Origin of the sequence: Thiorhodovibrio litoralis, assembly GCF_033954455.1 — a bacterium.
GTDB classification, from domain to species: Bacteria; Pseudomonadota; Gammaproteobacteria; order Chromatiales; family Chromatiaceae; genus Thiorhodovibrio; species Thiorhodovibrio litoralis.
Window position 1 is genome coordinate 2083780 of the sequence record NZ_CP121473.1, and the last position, 21904, is coordinate 2105683.

The 21904-nt window shown below is 61.8% G+C and carries 18 protein-coding genes; 3 read left to right on the forward strand and 15 right to left on the reverse strand.

The genetic code is table 11. The features are described 5' to 3' along the window. Positions 1 to 107 precede the first annotated feature (107 nt). Genes Thiosp_RS09175 through Thiosp_RS09185 form a run of 3 tightly spaced genes read right to left on the reverse strand, consistent with a single transcriptional unit; the run spans position 108 to position 2923 of the window. Positions 108 to 935 carry a formate dehydrogenase subunit gamma gene (locus Thiosp_RS09175; RefSeq protein ID WP_201067862.1) on the reverse strand — a complete coding sequence of 276 codons (828 nt, stop codon included), beginning with the start codon at positions 933 to 935 and terminating at the stop codon, positions 108 to 110. Next, positions 928 to 1608 (reverse strand): cytochrome c3 family protein, encoded by a 681-nt coding sequence (locus Thiosp_RS09180; RefSeq protein ID WP_201067861.1) that lies wholly within the window; start codon positions 1606 to 1608, stop codon positions 928 to 930. Before Thiosp_RS09180 ends, Thiosp_RS09175 begins: the two co-directional genes overlap by 8 nt. Before the next feature lie 31 nt (positions 1609 to 1639). Next, positions 1640 to 2923 (reverse strand): multiheme c-type cytochrome, encoded by a 1284-nt coding sequence (locus Thiosp_RS09185; protein ID WP_201067860.1) that lies wholly within the window; start codon positions 2921 to 2923, stop codon positions 1640 to 1642. Positions 2924 to 3161: 238 nt separating this feature from the next. On the opposite strand from Thiosp_RS09185, the gene Thiosp_RS09190 reads away from it, so the two are divergent. Continuing rightward, entirely contained in the window at positions 3162 to 4037 is an 876-nt protein-coding gene (locus Thiosp_RS09190; RefSeq protein ID WP_323697000.1) for an AEC family transporter, read from the forward strand. A 180-nt stretch (positions 4038 to 4217) separates the two neighbouring features. Next, positions 4218 to 4457, forward strand: a complete 240-nt coding sequence (locus Thiosp_RS09195; protein WP_201067858.1) for a type II toxin-antitoxin system Phd/YefM family antitoxin — start codon at positions 4218 to 4220, stop codon at positions 4455 to 4457. A gap of 7 nt (positions 4458 to 4464) precedes the next feature. Here the strand turns inward: Thiosp_RS09195 and Thiosp_RS09200 are convergent, their stop codons facing one another. The 11 genes from Thiosp_RS09200 to Thiosp_RS09255 form a co-directional block, all read right to left on the reverse strand. Further along, positions 4465 to 4800 carry a helix-turn-helix domain-containing protein gene (locus Thiosp_RS09200; RefSeq protein WP_201067857.1) on the reverse strand — a complete coding sequence of 112 codons (336 nt, stop codon included), beginning with the start codon at positions 4798 to 4800 and terminating at the stop codon, positions 4465 to 4467. After that, the gene (locus Thiosp_RS09205) at positions 4775 to 5074 is read right to left on the reverse strand and encodes a BrnT family toxin (protein ID WP_242518707.1); all 300 of its coding nucleotides are present in this window, start codon (positions 5072 to 5074) and stop codon (positions 4775 to 4777) included. Before Thiosp_RS09205 ends, Thiosp_RS09200 begins: the two co-directional genes overlap by 26 nt. Positions 5075 to 5507: 433 nt before the next feature. Continuing rightward, complete coding sequence (locus Thiosp_RS09215) at positions 5508 to 6407, reverse strand: HNH endonuclease family protein (RefSeq protein ID WP_323697001.1); 900 nt, start codon at positions 6405 to 6407, stop codon at positions 5508 to 5510. Then, complete coding sequence (locus Thiosp_RS09220; protein ID WP_201067855.1) at positions 6404 to 8101, reverse strand: AAA family ATPase; 1698 nt, start codon at positions 8099 to 8101, stop codon at positions 6404 to 6406. The genes Thiosp_RS09215 and Thiosp_RS09220 overlap by 4 nt, the downstream gene beginning before the upstream one ends. After that, the gene (locus tag Thiosp_RS09225) at positions 8101 to 10014 is read right to left on the reverse strand and encodes a restriction endonuclease subunit S (protein WP_323697002.1); all 1914 of its coding nucleotides are present in this window, start codon (positions 10012 to 10014) and stop codon (positions 8101 to 8103) included. Before Thiosp_RS09225 ends, Thiosp_RS09220 begins: the two co-directional genes overlap by 1 nt. 53 nt (positions 10015 to 10067) lie before the next feature. Next, on the reverse strand, positions 10068 to 11840 hold the full coding sequence (locus tag Thiosp_RS09230; protein ID WP_201067853.1) for a class I SAM-dependent DNA methyltransferase: 1773 nt from the start codon (positions 11838 to 11840) through the stop codon (positions 10068 to 10070). Further along, positions 11837 to 12280 carry a PIN domain-containing protein gene (locus tag Thiosp_RS09235; RefSeq protein WP_201067852.1) on the reverse strand — a complete coding sequence of 148 codons (444 nt, stop codon included), beginning with the start codon at positions 12278 to 12280 and terminating at the stop codon, positions 11837 to 11839. Before Thiosp_RS09235 ends, Thiosp_RS09230 begins: the two co-directional genes overlap by 4 nt. Positions 12281 to 12356: 76 nt before the next feature. Next, positions 12357 to 12629, reverse strand: a complete 273-nt coding sequence (locus Thiosp_RS09240) for a type II toxin-antitoxin system Phd/YefM family antitoxin (protein WP_201067851.1) — start codon at positions 12627 to 12629, stop codon at positions 12357 to 12359. Positions 12630 to 12792: 163 nt separating this feature from the next. Further along, complete coding sequence (gene hsdR, locus Thiosp_RS09245) at positions 12793 to 15255, reverse strand: EcoAI/FtnUII family type I restriction enzme subunit R (RefSeq protein WP_201067850.1); 2463 nt, start codon at positions 15253 to 15255, stop codon at positions 12793 to 12795. Positions 15256 to 15393: 138 nt separating this feature from the next. Beyond that, positions 15394 to 15606, reverse strand: coding sequence for a hypothetical protein (locus Thiosp_RS09250; RefSeq protein WP_201067849.1), 213 nt, complete (start codon positions 15604 to 15606; stop codon positions 15394 to 15396). Positions 15607 to 15643: 37 nt separating this feature from the next. Continuing rightward, positions 15644 to 15964 (reverse strand): helix-turn-helix transcriptional regulator, encoded by a 321-nt coding sequence (locus Thiosp_RS09255; protein WP_323697003.1) that lies wholly within the window; start codon positions 15962 to 15964, stop codon positions 15644 to 15646. Between the two features lie 410 nt (positions 15965 to 16374). Here Thiosp_RS09255 and Thiosp_RS09260 point away from each other — a divergent pair, with 410 nt between their 5' ends. Beyond that, positions 16375 to 19395: a methyl-accepting chemotaxis protein gene (locus Thiosp_RS09260; RefSeq protein WP_201067848.1), complete on the forward strand. Its 3021-nt coding sequence runs from the start codon at positions 16375 to 16377 to the stop codon at positions 19393 to 19395. 35 nt (positions 19396 to 19430) lie between these two features. Here Thiosp_RS09260 and Thiosp_RS09265 read toward each other — a convergent pair whose 3' ends face one another. Continuing rightward, complete coding sequence (locus Thiosp_RS09265) at positions 19431 to 21863, reverse strand: PAS domain-containing hybrid sensor histidine kinase/response regulator (RefSeq protein WP_201067847.1); 2433 nt, start codon at positions 21861 to 21863, stop codon at positions 19431 to 19433. Positions 21864 to 21904: the final 41 nt, after the last annotated feature.

Below are 21904 nucleotides of genomic sequence, written 5' to 3' on the forward strand. Positions count from 1 at the left end.
GGTGAAAGCAATTTTACGAATCTATTTTTCATCACAAAATCAAAGCGCTACCGACAGCGCAAATGCCTCACGATCCCGAAAAAAATCGGCAAGTCGAGGTGAACAGGTCAAAGGCGCAGCGTTAGCAGACCAAGATTGATGATTGCAAACACCAGCAGGAAGACACCCAAGCCGATCACGGCATAGCCAGTGGTGAAGAACAGGATTCGCATGGGCCATGGCGCTGGCGCCACCAACAGGTCATCGAGACGCCCCTCGGCCTCAAGGCGCGCAACCCAAGCCGGATGCTCCTCGCGCATGTGTTCGAGACTAGCGCTGCCCTCGAACATGGTCGCACTAAACGGAAAGACCCGTGGACGCCAGTGCTCGATAAAGAAGTGGATGGTGAAGATGTGCGCCATGGCCAGCAACGCCTCAATGCGGTGCACCCACAGGGCAACATTCAGCATCCAGCCTGGCATGTATTCGCTGCTGAGCACCGGGTTGTAGAGCATCAGACCGGTCACGCCGACAATGATCAGCCCCCACCAAACGGCCCAATAATCGAATTTCTCCCACCAACTCCAGCGGTCGAACTGCGGCGCCCGCCCTAGGCCGAGCATCCAGGCGAGGTGGCGGAAGAAGTCCTTTAGATCCCGCCATTGGAACATCAGCGTATCCGGGCTCAGCAGAGATTTCGGAAAACGCCTCCAATCCACGCACGCCAGCGTGTAGAGGATGTGAGCCGCGAAACCCGCCAAGAGCACCAGACCGGTGATCTTGTGCACCTGTAGCACGAACGGATAGCCGCCAAAGGGTGCGGCCAGCAGCTTGCCCCAAGCGGTCTCGATGAACATCCAGGCGAGCCCGGTCACCGACAAGATCATGAAGGTAATGATTAGCCCCAGATGAAACAGCATCTGCGTCGCCGTGAAGCGTTTGACGTGCTCAGCCATCTTGCGATCCTCCTCCGGCACCGCGCGCCCTGCCTTGGCCTAGTCCCAGCAACTCGCGCACACCCCAGAGCGTCACCAAGGGCAGGAACAGGGCGAACACACCGCCGGCCAGAATGACCATAAACCAGACCGCGTAATGGATCAGCGGAAACGCCTCGCGGGTCGCTGCCGCCAGTGGCGCCGGCTCGTGAACGACATAGGTGGCAAAGGATGCGGAGGCGCCCTGATGACACTTGGCGCAGACATAGGCATGCCGCCGAATGGGATTCATCGGCGAATAGTAATGATGGATGCCGGAAATGGGCTCGCCGCGATGGCATTGCACGCAACTGACATTGCCGCGAGTGCCGTGCAGGCTGTAGCGCTGTTGCTCGTGGCAACTCACGCAGGACTGCCCAGCATAGCCCGCCACGCCGGCATGGGCATCGCTGCTGAAGCTGCCGCGCCTGATGTCACCGCCGCCAGGCCCGAGGCCCCACAACCGGCTCGCCTGCTCGGCCCGGTAGATGCTATAGGCGCCGGGCAGCGTATCCTGGTCGCGGAAATAGCCGGTGCTGGCAGCCTCATAAGGATGCGGCACGTCGGCCGCCGGCAATTCCGGCACCAGCACGAGCCACAAGGCGGCGCAGAACAGGCCCGACAGCCGTCGGCGGGCTGTCGATTGCAGATTCATGGCGAAACCGGGCTTGCGCGCCTGAATGTGTCTAACCCTGATCGGCCGCAGACGGTGCGGCTTCGGTGGCACTCCCGGCGGCCGGGGAGCGCTTCGTCAGCTCGTCGTAGCGCCGCTGCAAATCCTCAAGATCATCATCCTTGTGCTTGTGGCAAGTCTGGCAAGAATTGGGGATATCCGGATTCGCCAGCGTATCCTTCGGCAGCAGTGCGACGAAGACATGGCTGTGGATATCACCCGACTCGGCGCTTTTGGCGATGCGCGGCATATGGCAGGCGACGCACTTCGCCGAGGAATGGATGGCATGCGGGCCAACGGTGTTCACCATGGTGTGACAGGAGAGACAGGTCTGATCGCCGGAGACCTCCCGCGTTTGCCCCCGTACCACCGGATTACCGAGTTGGTGGACGTAGTGACAGGAGTTGCAGGTCACGCCCTCGCGATAGTGGGCCGACTGCTGCCAGTCGATGTACTGCTGGTGATGGCCCTTGGAGAATTCGTTCGCGTAGATATGCTTGACGTCGCCACCAGCATAGGAGGTGGAGTCGTAATAGGCGGTTAGCGCCTGACCGGGTCGGTAGCCAACTGGCCATCCCGCGCCGGACACCTTGGTGGACTTGCCGCGATTGTGGCAGGAACCGCAGATCTGCACCGCAACGCCAGCGGTCAGCTTGCTGGGATTGATGATGGTCGCGCGCTTCTCAAAGATCTCGGTCTTCGGCAGTGCCGCATGATGGGAACCGGGCCCGTGACAGGCCTCGCAGCCGACGCCTGGCTCATTAAAACTATTTAGTTCGAGGTCCACCCCGGTGGCGTGACAACCGCCGCACTTCAGAAGCCAGGGACGCTGGTCCCAGTCGTTATCGTGATAGTTGACCCAGCGGCCAGTCTCGGCATTGAACTGGACTGGGGCGATATACAGGGTGCTGTCCTTCTCAACCAGATAGCGCTGCTTCCACTGGCTACCGATGGTGTAGAGGATATCCTCGACGGCGGGGATATGGACCTCGTCCACCGGAACCTTGAGCTGGTCTTGAATCTTGCCGAGATCGACACGGATCGCCTCGGCGTCGATCTCAGTGATGAAGGCATCTTGATTGGCGCGGGCATCCTGGAGCATGCGGCTGTGCAGCGTGCGCTGCCAGGCGTCATAGTGTTCCAGATGGCAGGTGCGACACACCTCCGAGCCTACGTAGGTGTTCGGCTCGGCGAGAAGCTTTTTAGAGTCGACCGGGTCTGCCGCCCAAACGCCCTCACCGGACACTAGCGCCAAGAGCATGGCGACCGCCTGAGCCGCCCCGTAACGGATGCCCATCCCACTCTCCTCTGGTTGTGGTCAGTCGTGAAATCCCGCGCTCACGGCGGGCCGACTGCCGGTTTTTATTTTCATGCCCGCGCTCTATCGGCGACACATCCAGCATCGACCGCACGGCTATCAAATTTTCGGCATTCCTACCATAATCTCTCACGCCGTGCAAGCCCGCGATACGATGAGGCATTTGCGCTGGAGTGTCCCGTCCCGTGTGATTTTTTGCCAAAGAGTAACCGTCATTGTGATCGCTCGCCTGCTTGACATTATCGTGCCCGTTTATGGCATCGTGCTGGTGGGTTTTTTGTATGCGCGCCGCCATGCGCCTGACTTGCGCGCGGCGAACCGGCTGAATCTGGACATTTTTACGCCGGCTTTGCTGTTCGATGTGCTGGCGGCCAAGACGTTTCACCCAGGAGCCTATCTGCTGCTCGGGCTGTCCGGGACGCTGGTGGTGTTGGGCTCGGGTCTGATCGCCTGGGGCGCGAGCCGGGTGCTGGGCATGCAGGCGCGCACCCTGGTGCCGCCGATGATGTTCCTGAATTCGGGCAACATGGGGCTACCGTTGGCGGTACTGGCCTTTGGCGAGCCGGCTCTGGGGGCTGCCGTGGTGCTCTTTATGGTCGAGAACCTGCTGCACTTTACGCTCGGCGTGCGCATTCTCGACCGCCATCTTCGGTTCTCCGAACTGGCGCGTATGCCCTTGGTTTTGGCCTGCGTGTTGGGCATTCTTGCCTCTCTCACTGAGCTGCGCCCGCCACCAGCGATAGGCGAGGGCATTCATCTGCTCGGGCAGATCGCGATTCCGCTGATGCTGTTCGCGCTTGGCGCGCGCCTGACCGAGGCGGATCTCACCCATTGGCGAGCCGGGCTGCTCGGCGCCTTATTGCGCCCGGTGAGCGGTCTCCTGCTGGCCATGCCGCTGCTGTGGCTGCTGCCACTGCCGCCCGCGCAGCAAGGTTTGCTGGTGCTCTTTGCCGCGCTTCCGCCGGCGGTGCTGAATTATCTGTTTGCCGAGCGTTACGACCAGCAGCCGCAGGTGGTCGCGGCGATTGTCATTTGGGGCAATCTCGCAAGTTTGTTGGTGATTCCCGCCGTGCTGGCGCTGGTGCTGCCTTAGGTGTCGATGCGTTAACAAAAAGACGCCTAATAAGTCAAAATTGTCTTTTTACCCTTCATATTTAAGAAGGCCTAAGCACACTTCAAATGATTTTCGAAAGCATTGTCTTTGGGGGCTGCGTGATGGGGAGGGATCGCCGACCTAGACTGAGTTCATCGGGTTTAGTTTGATGGCAAGGCTATGCACACTGTTAACATACACGAAGCAAAAACTTATCTATCCCAGCTTGTTGAACAAGCGGCCGGCGGCGACCCCTTCGTCATTACCAAGGCGGGACGCCCGATGGTCAAGGTGGTGCCCCTCGGCGAGCCTGTTGTTCCGCAGCGCCTTGGCTTCATGGCGGGACAGATCAGTCTTCCCGATGATTTCAACCGAATGGGTGAGGCTGCCATCCTGGCTCCGTTCGCAGAGCAGTCGTGAGGCTGTTTCAGTGCAATGCCGCGAGCGCTGCCTCAGGAGCTTTGTCCAGGACGGTCAGCAGGGATTTGGCCGCACCTGTGGGGCAACGCTTGCCCTGCTCCCAATTGCGGATCGTCTCCAGCGGAACGTCAATGCGTTCGGCAAAGGCCGCCTGACTCAACCCGAGACGCTTGCGCACCCGGCACGCGAACTTGGCCGCATCCAGCATGGCGTCTGCTTCATCGGCCTCAATATGCTGGGCAATAGCGTCCTCGCTGGTGGCATCCACCCGCGCCGGATCGATGCGTCCTGGCAGCATCGCCGCTGGGGCTGCGGGATCAAGTGTCATGCGTACAGTGGTCATAGTGCTGGTTCTCGCATCGGTTAGCCTTGCGTGCCGAGATGATGCGGATGACGTCCTGTCTGGGAGTGTAGACCAGCACGAACAAGCGCTGTTCGATTCGGCCCATCAGCTGGTAGCGCGCATCACTATAGCTGTGGCGGGTATCGGCCTGAATCAGGCGATCCGGGTCGAGGAAGGCTCTGGCTGCGTAGGCGAAGTCGAACCCACGTTCGCGAAAGCAGGCGTCGCTTTTCGCCTCATCCCATTCGAACTTCATCGAAAGACTGTAGCCCATTGGCCTACTCCCGGCAAGGCGGGAGGTGCGTCATCACACCCGCATGCCGACATCCGCAGCAGTGCGCGGCGCTTTCTGTGCGGGCCGGATCTTGGTAGCCGGTGCGATCTGGTCGGCCTGGAGGTGGATTGCGTGCGGGAACTCGCCGAGCGGGGTGGGTGATTGGCGCTGATGCCGGACGTGGCGGAGCGTCCGACAGTGCCAGCACCCGCGACGGTTGCTTGAGCCGGGCGCCGACCTGGTCGCTCTCGCGCATATAGAGTACCGCCCGGTCGGGATTGTTCGGATCGCGTCCGTGCAGCAGGTAGACGCCCGTGCGCCCGATCAACACGTGGCCGGTCCAGTTTATGATCTGGGCAGTGATAAGGCCGGTGAATTTTTAAGCATTTGGCTTTGGTCCTGAGCGTTGTCAATCCCAACAATAGTCGCCTGGTCACGAGGCTAACCTTAGCAACTGGCGGTCGTCCAGGAAACTCAAACACCAGCGCACGATGGACGAGAGCGGAGCATCCGCGCTGGCCATCTTTCTGATCTCCCGTGCATGGTTGCGCAGCCGCTCCTGCGCCGTGGGGTTCGGGCCGGAGGCACAGCGCTCCTTTGCGCGATGGTAGCCGTCCACCTCGCGGAGCACCGCTTGCCATTTGGCGCGGCGTGCCTCGGTCAATGCCTCATGCTCGTTGAGCTTCAGCCGTTGGATGGAGACGTCCGCGCGTTGTGCGTTCCAGTCGTCTGATACCTCGGGCGACACGATCGCGTTGCCCTCTTCGTTGAACGCGATCAGCTCAACATCGACGGGGTCGGTCGGATCGAGGAAGTAGCGGCTTTCTGACTCCTCGCATTGATGGGCATAGCAAGAGCGCACAGACCCCTCGCGCAGCGGAAACCAGCCACCCTTCTTGCTGTTGCCGACGCTGCCGCAGATGCGGTAGTTGCTGTAGTCGAACGCGAGCCACCAATAGCCGTCCTGCGTGCTGCCGTCCAGGTCCTTGGCCTCGGACTTCGGACGGAAGTGCTCGACGTGATAATGAGAATAGATGTCCTTCGACTCCGAGAACCAGCACTTGCCGTGGGACAGTGCAAGCAGCCAGGGCTTCAACCGAGCCCAGTGACCGCTCTTGTCGCTGATAAAGGCATTGCGGGCCTTGATCCTCTCTTTGGCCGCGTCCTGGTCTCCCGCTTGCCGCAACGCATCTGCTGCTTGCGTCAGCGCCTCGACCTGCGCCAACAGCTGCGCGGACTTGTTCAGCCACGCCTGCCAATCATCCTGGCTCCAAGGCTCCCAGCCGGGAAAGGCATCCGTCGGCCTCTTGTTGTCGAAGTCGATCCATCTCATCGCCGATTGTCCTCCGCCAGCACCTCGCTGATGATACGCTCGGCGATGGCATCCTGATCCGCCATCTGCTCGGGCGTGAGGGTGGGCTGGTGGAACTGGGTGTGCTGGGCCATCTTGCGCACGAACAGCGCGTAGTACGGGTCTTTAAAGTCTTGCGCGAAGCCAAGCTCGGAGAGCTCCGCGCTCAGGCGCTGCATTTCGGCGGTCTCCGCCGGCGTCCGGTCATCGCCCCTGGCGTAGAGCAGGTTGCGCCGGTCCAGCCGCCGCAAGGTCTCGGTGTCCACGGTGGAGCGCAGGCCGAACAGGTCGCTCTTTAGCAGGCCTGCGATGCCCATGCCTTGTGGGTCCACGACTGGGTGCTCCACTGTCACGGCCCCCTGTCGGTTGGGCGTCAGAATAGACACCTGCTCCCGGCGCAGGCTGCCGATCATCATCGGGTCGTGGGTGGTGACGATGATCTGGGAGTCGCCCTTGATGGGGCCGTCGGGCTGCTGGTGCAGGACCTGCTCCACGCGCTCGAAGTAGCGCAGCTTCCACAGCGGGTTCAGGTGGGTGTCCGGCTCGTCGAGCAGGAACAGGCATTCGTCCTGGTGAGTCAGGCGCATCAGGCCAAGCACGGTCAGCAGTTGCAGCTCGCCCTCGGAGAGTTGATCGAAGGTCATCAGCCCGTCGGCGTTCTCATGGCGGACGAACAGGTGCAGGTCCTCCAGCAGGTCCGCGATATAGGCGCCCTCCAGGAAGCGGAAGAAGCGGTAGGAGTCGCCGACCTGATCCTTCAGCTCGATGAGCTTCTCCCGGGAATCCAGAAACAGGTACAGCAGGGCCTGCTCCTCGACCCGGCCGCGGAAGTCGATGGTCTGCTCGGCGGTGTGGTCGATGGGCGCCACGGCCAGCTCCCAAAGCTTCTCCAGCAGTTCCTCGGTAAAGCGAGTACTGTCGTACCAGAAGCGCGGACTGCCTTGGCGGATGTCCTCGGGGCTCAGGGTATCGCCGCTCAGCCGCCAGGGCTGCTTCAGCACGAACAGGGCCGAGTCCAGGTCGACGATGCGCAGATCGTCCAGGATCTCCTTCAGCGGCTTCTCGGGCGCCAGCAACAGCGACAGCAGCACCAGCTTGGCGTGGGGATGGCGGCAGTAGAACAAACGCCGGACCAGGGCATCGGAGGCGGCGGTGTCCTCGAAGCCCGTGCGGTCGTCGGTTGGCGCATCGAATTCGTTCAGGTTGTCGACGAAGGACCGTTGATGGTCCCGGAACAGGGCCTCCAGCCGCTCGTTCTTGCCCGAATAGTAGGCAAAGACATTGGACGGCAGATAGCGCCGAGCCTTGCCGCGCTCCACTTTGCCCGTGTCCGGGTGCTCGCGGTGCATGTCGCTGAGTATCCAGGGGTCGGCCTCTTCGCCGTCGATCCGCACCCGCGGGGGCTGGCCCGCGCTAGCCTGGATCGACACCGCGTGGCCGCGGCACTCGTAGTCCAGGGCATAGTCGAAGCCGGGCGCCTGGTTCAGGTCCAAGTCGCGGAAGATGCTAACGATGGCCTCCAGCAGGTTGGACTTGCCGGAGCCGTTGGGGCCGATGATCGCGTGGCTCCTCAGGCGCTGCGTCTCGCCCGCGCTGTCCGTCACCGACTCGGTGAAGCAGATCCCCAGGTCGCGCAGGTTACGGAAGGCGCCCAGCCAAAGCCGCTGCAGATGCATCAGTCCGCCTCCACGTCGCGCATCCGCGCCGGCTCCGGCTCGATGATCCAGCCCGCCGCCATTTCGGTCTTGAGCTGTTGGTAGAAGGCGTCGATGGCCAGACCCGAGCGCTGCCACAGGGCCTTGGCGGACAACGCGCCGTCCTGCTCGGCAAGCAGCGCGGCCAGTGGCTCGTCGGCGCCCGGCGTGCGGTTCTGCTCGCGGTTCATCTCCAGGCGCGTCACCAGCTCGGTCTTTGGGGCTTGCATGGGCTTAGACTCCTGGCTGGCGGTGCCGGTGATGGCGTCAACGGCGGCTTGGGCGAAGGATTCGGCCACCGATGCACGCTTCTCTCGTTTAGCCGCAAGCCTATCTACGACGACAAAGAGTTGTTCCACGAGCGCAACGATTCGGTTCTGCTCTTCTAGCGGCGCGACAGGCAAGAGCAGAGTTTCTACCCCACCGACTCGGAGGTGTTTGACGGTCGCGCCTATCGGCTTATCCTGAACGCGATCAAGCAACCCTGGCTCCATCAGCGAGTACAGCAGAAACTTGGGATTCATCGTCTCCGGAACGGTCCGGATCAGCATCATTCGCTGGCCCATACAGATCTTCACCCCGTCCGGGATGATGCAGACCTCGCCCATCGGCGCCTCGCGCGTGATCAACAGATCGCCCGACTCGGGCGGGCATCGAGCGCTCCAGCGCTCATAGGTCGCTTCCGCGACAAACTTGGGCTCAAGAAAGTTCATCTCGCCGTTTCGGATGTTGGTTGTTCGAATCAGGCGAATTCCCGATGTCGTATACGGGGCGGTCTTGTTGTGACAATCGACCACAAGCGCCGTCGCCTGCATGAGCGTGGCCCAGGTCCAGCCCACTGGCAGTGCTGGCAGTTCGGCCGGAAGACGTTGCTGACGCTGCTTCTTGCGCTGCGTCTTGGCCTCCGTTGCATTCGGATAATCTTCTCCGAGCAGCCGGTCGCGAGCGGTCGCGATTCTTGTGAGTAACTCTGGCGCCGATTCCGCCCGAGGGTCTTGCCGCGTCAACTTTCCAAACGCTGCGAGTCGAAGAATGCTCCGGCGCACGGCGAACGGATCGACTTCACCGGCTTTCCGAAATACCGCGTCAAGCGCGGTCTCGTCTGCGATTTCGGTCAGCCGGCTATTGGTTGCATCTGAGAGGAGCGGAAACAGGCGACGGTTTGCCTGCTGCTGCGCCTCCAGCTTGTCGCACAGCGCCATCAGCTCATCCACTTTGGCGACGATGCGTTGTTGCTCCTTGCTCGGAGGCAGTGGAAAGGGTCGGGTCGCAAAGTAGTTGCTTGGCAGACGCTTCTGACCAGCCGTGCCAGTCATATGCTCAATGCCGGCGGTTCTGAAGTATGGGGACCGAACAAACAGATAAACGAAACTGGGTTCGATTCCCACAAGCGGACGAAAGACATGCAGTTCGGTTGTTCCCGCACCAAATCCATTGGCTAGATCCGAAACGACCGCTGCCTTGCCGTTCTCGAAGCAGGGCGTGATCTTAGCGACGACGACGTCGCCATCCGCGATGTGCGTATAACCCTTTTTCATTTCGACCCAAGGCCGTTCTTCACCATCGATTGCGACCCGGTGCATCTCCGAGATCGCACTCATTGGGGCGAAGGTGCCGGTGGCTTGATCTGACTGATCATTCTTTGGACTGATTTCGCCGATGTCGACGAGGCGGGTCCGAACCCAACTCGGTGGAATTGCGGGCAGGTCGTCTGCATAGGCACCTGACAACCCTTCGGGCTTCGGTGATCTCTTAAACTCGCGGCGCTTGATTCTCTCTGAGCGCAAAGCTTCTATCGATCGGAGCAGTGTTGCGCCGTCGCCTTCGGCTGGTTTCTGCGGACAAAGCGAACCGGTCACGGCGAGGAAGTAGACGAGTTCTCGCAAGCGCTTCACCCCATTCGGCGCCTCCACCACATACCGAAAATTCTCTAGGAACTCCGCGACCCTCACGACCCGGATGCCTCTGCCTCGATCCGATGCGCCAACGCCTTCGCCAGTTCGTCCCGAAGCTGGTTTTGGGTCTGCTCGATCTCGGCCAGGAGCTGCTTGTACTTGGCCAGCAGCACGTCGGGGTCGTGACTCTCCGCCTCCGGGGCGTTGGGGTTCTTCAGGTCCAGGTTGTAGATGGGCCAGTAGTGGCGGTCGCCGGCGGCCTGGGCCTCCTTGGCCTGCTGGCGCAGGGTGTCTATGCGCTCGGTGAGCGCGGTGACCTGGTCCTCCACCGGCTGGCGCTTGGCGGGATCATTCTCGCCGCGGATGGAGGCGCGCAGGGTCTTGGCCTGCTCGTTGAGGTCGTTGGCCTGGTTATTCAGCTGGCCGGCCTGGTCCCAATGGGGCTGGGCCTTGGCAATGGCCTCGGCCTTCAGGGTTTTGAAATCCACCCGCCAGGCCTGCTCGGTCTCGACGCGGTCTTGGAAGCCGTCGGCCTCGCTGCCCCACCAGTCTTTGATGGGTTGCAGCTCGTCGATGCGCAGGGGCTTGGTCTTGGAATAGCTCTTGACGCCTTGCGGGTAGCGGTGCTCGTAGAACCAGATGTCATCCGTGGCGCGGCCACGGGTGAAGAACAGCAGGTTGGTCTTGATGCCGGTGTAGGGGTTGAAGACGCCGTTGGGCAGGCGGATGACGGTGTGCAGGTGGCACTTGTCCAGCAGCTCTTCCTTGATCTTGGCCTTGATACCCTCGCCGAACAGGAAGCCGTCCGGCAGTACGACGCCGGCGCGTCCGCCGCCGGTTTGATCTGGCTCTTTCAGCAGCTTGTTCACAATCAGGGTCATGAACATGTCGGCGGTTTCGCGGGTGGGCAGCAGGTAGTCGTTGCCGACGGTGTCGTCTTCCATGCCGCCGAAGGGCGGGTTGGTGATGACGCAGTCCACGCGCTCGCGCTTGGACCAACTATTCCAGCCGTGGGCCAGGGTGTTGCGGTGCTCGATCATGCTCGGCACCTCAATGCCGTGGAGCATCAGATTGGTGGTGCAGAGCAGGTGCGGCAGCTGCTTCTTCTCCATGCCGCGAATGCATTGGGCGATGGCGCGGCGGTCGTCGGGGCCGGAGTGCGCGTCGAGCTGGGCCTCAATATGGGCGATGGTGGCGGTGAGGAAGCCGCCGGTGCCGCAGGCGGGGTCGAGCACGGTCTCGCGCCCGGTTTCTCGGTTGCCCAGGCGTGGGTTGACCCGGTCGACCATGAATTCGGTGATGGCGCGCGGGGTGTAGAACTCGCCGGCGTTGCCGGCGCTGCGCAGGTCGTTTAAGACTTGCTCGTAGATGTCGCCGAGCTGGCCGCGGGCCTTGAGGTCGTGGAAGTCGATGGCGGCTTCAAGCTTTTCGATCACGCCCAGCATCAGGGTGCCGGACTTCATGTAGTTGTTGGCGTCGACGAAGACCTCGCGCACCACCTTGGCGGCGGGGTTGCCGGCCACGGGTAGTTCCTTGAGGCCGGGGAAGACAGTGTTGTTGACGTAGCCGATCAGGTCTCCGGCGGGGATCTGTGGCTTGTCGTCGATGTAGGCGGCCCAGTTGCGCCAGCGGCAGTCCTCCGGGATCGCGGAGCGATAGGCGCGGCCTTGAGTCTCGGCGTCGTCCTGCCAGCCGTCTTCGCACTGGTCGAAGATCTTCAGAAACAGCATCCAGGAGAGCTGGCCGATGCGCTGGGCGTCGCCGTCGACGCCATCGTCCTTGCGCATGATGTCCTGGATGGATTTGATGGTGGTGCTGAGGTTCATTGGGTCGTATCGGTGGTGCCGGTTGCGGAGACCGGCTGGTCGAAGGGCAGGACTTCCAGCCCGGGGACGCGGCTGAAGTCGCCCACGTCGGTGGTCAGTAAGGCGTGGCCGCTGGCGAGCGCGGTGGCGGCGATGTAGGCGTCGTTGGCACCCAGGGTGAGACCTTTCTGGCGCATGGCGGAAACCAGCTCGGCGTGGACACGAGCAATCTCCAAGGTGACGTCGAGGATGGGCAACGCGGCAAGCATGGTTTCCACCGATGCAGAGCGACAGATGCGCCGGCCTTCCGACGCCGAGCGATGCACGCCCACCAACAACTCCGATGCCGTGACGACACTGATGGCGGCATCGCCGTAATTCTGCCAGGGTGAGAAATCCAACGCTGCGCTGGTGCTGCGCTCGACACGGATCAATACGCCGGTATCGATGATTAGGCCCATCGGTCTCTGCCTCGGAGATGTCTTGGATCGATGGCCCGAGTTGGACGGATGCTGGGTGGGTGCCGGGCCGGGGAGATCAGTCTTCCCAGGGGTCGCGATCCGGCACGATGGCGGATTGCGCATCGGCGATATCGCGCTCGAAGGCATCGGCATCGTCGCCGAGCTTCGGGATTTGGGCAAAGATGTCGTTCAGCTCCGAGACCTTGACGCGCTGCGGCGGTCCGGCGGGTACCAAGCGGGCGATGCGGCGTCCGCCCCGGGTGAGCTCGAAGCTGGCACCCTGGTAAGCGACCCGGTTTAGCATATCGGACAACTGTCGGGCGGCTTGGGTGACCTTGACTTGTTCCATGATGATTGGTCCGGGGTGCTTGTTCTGAGCTGTTGGGCGATGAGCAACTGCCAATGGGACATTTTGGGCAGCAGATAATCAGATAATCAGCGAATCAGGCGTTGTTGTAAAGACCGAATTGAGGGGCGGGGCGGCTTCGCCGTCCAAGGTTTTTCGCAAGTGCTCAAGCGCTGTCCTGGTAGAGCTGTTGCTCCAGCTCAGTCAGGGCCGCAGAAAACTTTTCGGGACTGCCGAAGATGCCTCGGCGAATTTGCGTCTTGCTGCCGAGGCGGTCGAAGGGTGGCAGCTCCAGAATCTTGGGGTCTTCAATGTCGGCGATGCCGTGGTCGGCGTACTTATCCAGCAGGGCTTCGAGCACGGCACGAGCCTCGGCTCCGTACTTTGCAAAGACGTTGCGCTTGCGAACCTTCTCGGCTCGCTCCCGGCGACTGAGGGGCGCTTGATCGAAGGCGATGTGTGCCACCAGGTCGAAGACGTCCAATGTCGCGCCATTGGGCACGGCCTCGCGTAGAACCTCAATCGGTAGCCCCTGGTCTGCAAGCTCATCGAGCACGGCTTGCTTGCGCTCGGCGCCGGTCCAGCGGCGCAGGAAGTCGTTCAGAGATGCGAACTCTCGGCGCAGGTTGTGCTTGATGTCGTCGCGCAGCAATACGCGGTAGTTTTCCGTGACCAACTTGCCCTCTGCGTTGAGGTATTGAGAACGCTCGATGGCGGTGCGGACCTTGACATCGTCGATGATGTAGCGGGGACGGACTCCGGGGTCCTGGGTCCGCAGGCTGGCGGAATCGGTGGCAGTGGTTTCCTCTGCTTGGCCCTCGGTTCCAGTTCCGTCGCAGCCCGGATCGTCGGCGATGGCATCTTCCGGGATCAGGTCTTCGGGCGGGACGATGGGGTCGTCAGGCCCCGGCTCATGGACGGTCACCGGTTCGCCATCGAACTCCGGATCCTGGAACAACCGGGTGGCGTTCTTGAAGTCCATGATGGTGAAGTAGAGCTTGTTGTAGTCCTCGCGGATGCGGGTGCCTCGCCCAAGAATCTGCTTGAACTGGGTCATGGAGTTGATGTTCTGATCCAGCACGATGAGCTTGCAGGTCTTGGCATCGACGCCGGTGGAGAGAAGCTTGGAGGTGGTCGCAATGACCGGATAGGGCTCGTCGTTGTCGATGAAGTAGCCGAGCTGGGCTTTGCCTTCAGTGTCGTCGCCGGTGATGCGCACGACGTATCGACGGTTGGCGGCGGCGGCCGGGATCAAGTTGACCAATGCCTGGCGCATGCGCTCGGCGTGGGGCTGGTCGTCGCAGAAGACGATGGTCTTGGCCATGGGGTCGGTGGCCTTGAGGTACTCCCAAACGCGGCGGGCGACCAGCTCGGTACGTTGGGTCAGGGTGAGGCTGCGGTCGAAGTCCTTGGTGTTGTATTGGCGCTGCTCGACCAACTGGCCGTCGCGGTCGACCTTGCCCTGCTCCGGTGTGTAGCCGAGGGCGTCGGCGTCTGTCACCACGCGGATGACCTTGTAGGGGGCGAGGAAACCGTCCTCAATGCCCTGGCGCAGCGAGTAGGTATAGATGGGATTACCGAAGTATTTGAGATTGTACTCGGGGTCTTCGATCAGAGTTTTGCCCTTGGCCGGTCGCTTCTCTTTCGGCGTGGCAGTGAGACCGAGGTGGGTGGCTTGGTGGAAGTAGTCCAGCACCTCGCGCCAAGCGGAGTCCTCGGCGGCGCTGCCGCGGTGGCACTCGTCTATGACCACCAGGTCGAAGAAGTCCGGCGGGAACTGGCGGTAGATCTGCTTCCACTCCTGATTGCCGGTGACCGCCTGATAGAGACTGAGATAGACCTCGTAACGGCGCTCGACAGTGCGATTACCGATCTTGTGCATCACCTCGCCGAACGGGGCAAAGTCCTGCTGGATGGTCTGGTCGATGAGGATGTTGCGGTCGGCCAGGAAGAGGATGTGCCGCTTGCGCTTGGCCTTCCACAACCGCCAGATGATCTGAAACGCGGTGTAGGTCTTGCCGGTGCCGGTGGCCATCACCAAAAGTATGCGCTCTTGACCGCAGGCGATAGCCTCAATGCTGCGGTTGATCGCGACGCACTGGTAATAACGGGGCTCCTTGCCGCTGCCATCGGTGTGATACGGTTGAGCAACGAGTTCCTGCTGTGGTGACGACTTGATGCCCTTCCACTGTTGGTAAAGAGCCCAGAGATCATCGAACGCCGGAAAGGCGTCCATGGTGAGTTCACGCTCCACCGGTTGGGTGATGCCGGTGCGATCATGTAGCAGCAGAGACTTCCCGTTGCAGCTTGCGGCAAAGGGGGCGTCGAGCATCTCTGCATAATCCAGCGCCTGCTGCATGCCGTGGCCGACCGGGAAAACCGCGCGCTTGACCTCAATAACCAACAACGGAATGTTTCCGTTGGCATAGAGCACGAAGTCCGCCCGCTTGGGGCCACCCGTGACACCGGGTGTCTGTAGTCGATAGGCAAGGTTGCCGCGGACCATGACCCGGCCCGCAGTCAGGCTCACTTCTTCGCGAAACTGCTGCTGTGTCCAGCCCGCGGCGATCAGCGCTGGCGTAACGCATTTGGTGCAGATGTCGCGTTCGCTGAGGTCTCTGATTTCCATGCTCGTTTCTCGCCAACCCTGAATGTGATCGCTACAGCCAGCGCGCCGGGCAGGGGCGCAACTAGCGACCATCATACACTCAGTCACCGCACAGATGCTCAAACGCTCGGTCGATACCGCCGCGACGCAAGTTGCTGGTCAATTCGATCGATTCCGCAAGGGTTTCCTCATCCAGGAAACCGGGGGCGTACCACGTTCACCTCGCGGGAAATAGGCGGGAAATAGGCGGGAAATAGAGGACGCACCACCAAAAACTTGAGCATCCAGGCGACCTGGCCGATGCGCTTGGGCATCGCCATCGTCCTTGCGCATGATGTGCTGGATGAATTTGATGGTGGCGTTGAGGTTCATGGGTTCCGTGCTGCAGCGGGAATTTGGCTTTGTGGCTTCAGCGCTGGGCCTCGAGTCGCACGACGGTGCGGTTGCCGGTGGCGCTCGCATAGCGTTCAAGGGTGCGCAGGCTCGGCAGCGTTCGCCCGCTTTCCAGCCGCGCGATGGTGGATTGGGATGTGCCCATCCGTTCTGCGACCTCTGCTTGGCTTAATCCAGCTCGGATTCGAGCGGCGATCAACTCGCGTGCAATGGCAAACTCGGTTTCAAGCGCGTCGTTCTCGTCGCGGGTCTGCGAATCGGCGAGCAGGCGTTTTTTGAGGGTGGTCCGTCTCCGGCATTTTGAGATCTTCGGGAACGGCGGAGTTGGCGGAATCACAGAGATTAGTCCCCGGCTCTTTGACGGTGGCAGTTTGTTGATTTGAGTCCGAGCAAGCGTCAGCAAACAGATCAGTTTGCTGCTGGCACCGGGCGTCGTTCAGTACCTGCCTCCAGTCCTTCTGTTGCATGCTGTAGCGGTCATCCTCAAAGTCCTCGGGACGGCCCTTATCCGTGAATTGGACAAGCTCATCGTTGTCAAAATAATAACGATACTCGCCGAAGTCGCTCTTGCGGAAATAGAACAGGGGTTTGCCACCCTTTTAGAACCGGCAGCGCGTTGCGGACTCATGATAGTCAATCGCAGAGCGGTCGCATCAGCTACACTCTTCATGGGGCTTATTGGATTCCTGGCCTCTTGTGTATCGGATTCTCCCGGCTTTCCCTCAGACAATCAGAGCTAGCAGAACAATGACTCACGCATCAGTTCGCCGTTTGCCCTTGCGTTACCGTTTGTTACTTTCCTTTCTGCTGGTGGGCATTCTGCCGGCGACGGTGGTCACTGTCATTACCACCTGGAACGCGGCGGGAGCGCTGGAGGCTGGCGCGTTCAGTCGTTTGGAGTCGATCCGGGGGATCAAGCAGGCCCAGATTGAACGCTATTTTGAGGAGCGCAAGGGCGATATGGGCGTGCTGGTCGACCTGATCGGCACGCTGCGCAGCGAAGCCTTTCACCGCTTGACCGCCGTGCGCGAGATCAAGCGCGCCGCCGTGGAGCGCTACCTGACGGATGTGCTGAACCAGTCCCGCACCTTTGCCTCCGACGGCATGATCGTGGAGGCAATGCAAGGTTTCACCGGGGCTTTTGCGGAGCAAGGCCCGGCGGTGGCGGCTGTTCCCGGCGAGGTCGAGCGCCTGCGTGCCGCCTTGGCCGACTACTACCAGGGCCCCTTTGCGGAACGCTATGCGGAGCTGAACGGAACGCCGCCAGATTGGCAGGCGCTGCTCGATCCGCTGCCGGGTGCCGCTCTGGCCCTGCAAAATCTCTACATCGGCGATAACCCCAACCCCTTGGGCGAGAAACACCGCCTTGATGCCGCAAGCGACGGCTCGGCCTATAGCGCACTGCATCGGCGCTTTCATCCGTGGATTCGCAGTTATCTGGAGGCCTTCGGCTACTACGACATCTTTTTGGTCAATAGCGGCAGTGGCGAGATCGTGTATTCGGTGTTCAAGGAGCTGGACTACGCCACCTCGCTGATGGATGGCCCATACGCCGAGACCAACTTTGCCGATGCCTTCCGCCGCGCCGATGCGGCACCGCCCGGGGAGGTGGTGTTGGTCGATTTCGCGCGCTACACGCCATCCTACGAGGCCCCCGCGGGCTTTGTCGCCACGCCCATCTTCAATGGCGATCAGCGCCTTGGAGTGGCTATCTTTCAGTTCCCCATCGACCGGCTCAACGCCATCATGGGTGAACGCGCGGGCCTCGGCAAAACCGGGGAAACCTATCTGGTCGGGGAAGATGGGCTGATGCGCTCCGATGCCTTTATCGATGCCGACGGTCGCAGCGTCGATGCCTCCTTCCGTCATCCCGAGCAGGGAGAAGTCGATACAGAAGCGACGCGCGAGGCTTTCGGCGGTCAGGCCGACACCCGCGTTATAAAGGGCTATGACGGCCACCCGGTGCTGTCCGCCTATGCCCCGCTGAATGTGGCCGGACTGCATTGGGCCATTCTCGCCGAGATTGACGTGGCCGAAGCCTTCAGCCCGCAATTGGCCGGCGAGGACTTTTACCGCAAATACATCGACCAGTACGGCTACTACGACCTGCTGTTGGTCAATCCCGATGGTTACGTCTTCTACACCGTGGCCAAAGAGCCGGATTACGAGACCAACCTGAGCGACGGGGTTTATGCCCGCAGCAACCTCGGCGAGTTGTTCGGCCAAGTCTTGCAAAGCGGGGAATACGGCTTTGCTGACTATGCCCCTTATGCGCCTAGCAACGACCAGCCCGCAGGCTTTATTGCACAGCCGATCGTATACGATGGCCAGACCGAGCTGGTGGTGGCCCTGCAACTGCCGCTGGAGCCGATCAACCGCATCATGGCCATTCGCGACGGCATGGGCGAGACCGGCGAGTCCTATCTGGTCGGCCCCGATCATCGCATGCGCTCGGACTCTTTCCTCGATCCCACCGGCCGCAGCGTCGCCGCCTCTTTCGCCGGAACGGTCGACAAAAACGGCGTGCTGACCCAAGCGACCAAGGAAGCGCTGGCGGGCAAGAGCGGGACGCAAGTGATCGCCGATTACAACGACAATCCGGTCCTCTCAGCCTATGCCCCGCTCGAGGTGGAAGGGACACGCTGGGCGCTGGTGGCGGAAATCGACGAGACCGAGGCCATGGCCGCAGTCAATCGCCAGATCAAGGTGGTCGCCCTGGTGCTCGGCGCCGCCCTGCTGGCGATTCTGGCAGTGGCCCTGAGCATCACCCGCAGCATCACCCGCCCGCTCGGCGGCGAGCCGGAGCAGATGCTCGAGCTCAGTGAAGGCATCGCCAATGGCGATCTGTCCATGACCCTGGATGACCCGGATCGGCACACCGGCGTCTATGCGGCGATGGGGCGCATGGCGCACCGCTTGCGCGACATGGTTGAGCACATCCGCCAAACCAGTCAGGAGCTCTCCTCAGCGGCGGAACAGACCTCCGCCATCACCGAGCAAACCAGCCGCAGCGTCGACACCCAACAGAATCGCATCGATGAGCTTGCCACGGCGGTGAATGAAATGGCCGCCACGGTGGAGGAAGTCGCCCGCAACGCCGCCGGTGCGGCCGAGGCCGCGCGCGAGGCGGATGACGCCAACCGCCAGGGTAGCGAGGTGGTGCAGCGCAGTATTTCCGCCATCGAAGAGCTGGCCGGTCATGTGCGCCAGGCCGCCACCGTGATGGCGGACGTAGAGTCGAGCAGCACTGAGATCGGATCCGTGCTGGAGGTGATTCGCTCCATCGCCGAGCAGACCAATCTACTCGCGTTGAATGCCGCAATTGAAGCCGCTCGCGCTGGCGAGCAGGGCCGCGGCTTCGCCGTCGTGGCCGATGAGGTGCGCACCCTGGCCGCCCGCACCAGCGACTCCACCACCAACATCGAGCAGATGATTCACCAACTGCAAGACTCGACCCGGCGGGTCGTCGCCACCATGCAGAGCGGCAACGAGGCTTCCACCAAAGCCGTGGCGCATGCCGGCGAAGCGGGCAACGCGCTGCACAACATCGGCACCGCCACCTCGCGCATCAGCGAGATGAACATGCAAACTGCCAGCGCCGCAGAAGAGCAATCTGCGGTTGCCGAGGAGATCAACCGCAACATCACCGGAATTAGCGACGAGACCCATCAAACCGCCAATGGCGCACGCCAGACGGCCGAGGCCAGTGGGCAACTCGCCGAGATGGCAGCGCGGCTGAGCGAGCTGGTGGCCTTTTTTAAGACCTGAGGCGGGCCTGTCGCTTTTATACCCCCGAACTCAACTCAACAACATTCATCATAACGAAGGTCTGCCCGCTGGAGAATGTCACACCCGGGCGATTCTTGGACGCGGTTTGACAGTCGTTTTTCTGAATTCTGACGCGCGACCGAACGGTGTACAACTTCTCGCAGTGCTTTGACCTCGACGGGCTTTGGCAGGTAGTCATCCATGCCGGCGGCGAGGAAGCGGTCGCGATCGCCTTTCATCGCGTGAGCGGTGAGGGCGATGATGGGAATGGACGGGTCCAGGTTGCCGGCGACGTTCTCCCGGATTTGCCGGGTCGCCTCGACCCCATCCATGTCCGGCATCGAGACGTCCATGAACACCAGGTCGAATGGCTGACTTGCGAGGGCTTCCAGCGCCTGGCGACCATTGGACGCGGAACTGCTTGCATGGCCCATTTTGCCGAGCACCATGGTCAGAACCTTCGCATTGGTTGGTTCGTCATCCACCACGAGGATGCGCAGCGCCTTGGGCGGTCCCGCCGCGACTGGCCGGTCCGCAGGGTCCGCCTCGCTGGTGACCGGGTCCTCGGCGGCGATTCCCAGCGCGATATCGAATTGCACCGTCGTGCCCTGGCCTGGGGCGCTTTCGATGTCGATTTGCCCATCCATGAGGTTTACCAGTCGCTTGACGATGGCCAAGCCCAGGCCTGTACCTTTGAAGCGGCGGGTGCTGGAGCTGTCGACCTGGGTGAAGGGCGAGAACAGCTCGCCGATCCGGTCTGCGGGGATGCCAATGCCGGTGTCAGTGATGGCGAATCCCAGGCGCAAGTGCCGGGCATCCATTTGTTCCAGAACACGGACGTCCAGGCGCACGGCGCCATGTTCGGTGAATTTGATGGCGTTGCCGACCAGATTGAACAGCACCTGACGCAGCCGAATCGCATCGCCAATCACGGCGGCAGGGACGCCGGGGGCAATGTCCAAGTCCAGGGTCAGGCCTTTGGATGCCGCTTGCTGGGTGAAGGTGGCCTTGATCGATCTTAGCAGTGCGTCCAGCTCGAAGCCGTCGCGATCAATCGTGATCTTGCCCGCCTCGACTTTCGAGAGGTCGAGGATGTCGTTGATCACGGTGAGCAGGTTCTGCGAGGACTCCATGGCGATGTCGACGTACTCGTCCAGCTCCGGCCCCGGCTCGGCGCCTTTCATGAGCTGCAGCATGCCTTGAACCCCGTTCAGGGGCGTGCGGATTTCGTGGCTCATGGTGGCGAGGAACTCCGACTTTGATCGGTTCGCCCGCTCCGCGGCCTCTTTGGCGTGGATGATGTCCTCTTCCGCCTTCTTGCTGCGGCTAATGTCGCGATTCGATCCGCGGCGTCCCACGAGCCGACCGGCGTCATCGAGAACGGGCCGGCACACATGGCCGATCCAGCGTTCGCTGCCGCCGGGAAGGAGAATCCGGAATTCCAGCTCGCCCTGGCGATTCGACTCATACAGGGTCTTTTTATGCGCGTCCCAGGCCGAGCGGTCATCCGGGTGGATGATCTCTTCGAGCAGGAGCGGGCGTCGGAAGAACTCGGCCGATTCGCGCCCGGTCACATCGGCACAGGAGGGTGAGGAATAAAGGAAGGCGCCGCTGCGGTCCGTCCAGTATTCCCAGTCATGGGTGTTGTCCGCGACGACGCGGTACTTGTAGGCGTTCTCGATCAGCGTCCGTTCGGCTTCGAGATAGGTCTTGATCACCAGCCAGAGGACGATCAGATAGGCGGTGAGCCGCAGGAAATGCCAGTACCACCAGTGGCTGTCCCACAGCATGGATTCGGAAAAGAAAAAGCTCCCGAGGCTGAACAGCAGGGCGGTGGCCAGATAAGCGAGCCTGTCGCGGTCGCCGGTGTGCGCGAAATCGAGCCCGAAACGCCCGGCAGCAACCAGATAAAACAACCCCGCGAGCGCATTCACACCGATCGCCAAGGGCGTGAAGTCGCCATTGTCCACCATCAGCGGCAGCTGGCTTGGAAAGGCCAGCGCCCAGGTGCCGAGAGCGGTCATCAGGCCGATCATCGCCAGCGTCGCGCGGACTTTGCAGCGAACGGACGAGCCGCAGAGCGCCACCCAACTCAAGGCGAAACCGACCGCGCCGGCCAGATTCGCGAAGCTCTTAAGAAACACAAACGCCTGCCCGGGCGGGGCCATCGCATGCAAGCCATCGCCAATGGCAAGCGCGGCCAGGCCGAGCGCGACGCCGGTGGTGTTCCATTGTTTTGCTTGGCGATTGGCTTGGCCGCTGGCTTGGATGGGGTGAAGCAGGAGGTAAGCGAGGAGCAGGGCGGCCACCGCACCCACCGTCTCAACCATCGCATGGACTTCGACATTGGCCCAGCGCCAATCGGGACTGAGAAGTTCCGACAGGCCGACGGCCAGGGTCACGAACATCCCCGACGCCAAGGTGGTGAGCAGGATCGACTTGCGCCTTGGCGCGTTTGGGTTGTCCATCGTTGACGCTAGCTGTTCAAAGTCAACCGGTCGAGAAGCTT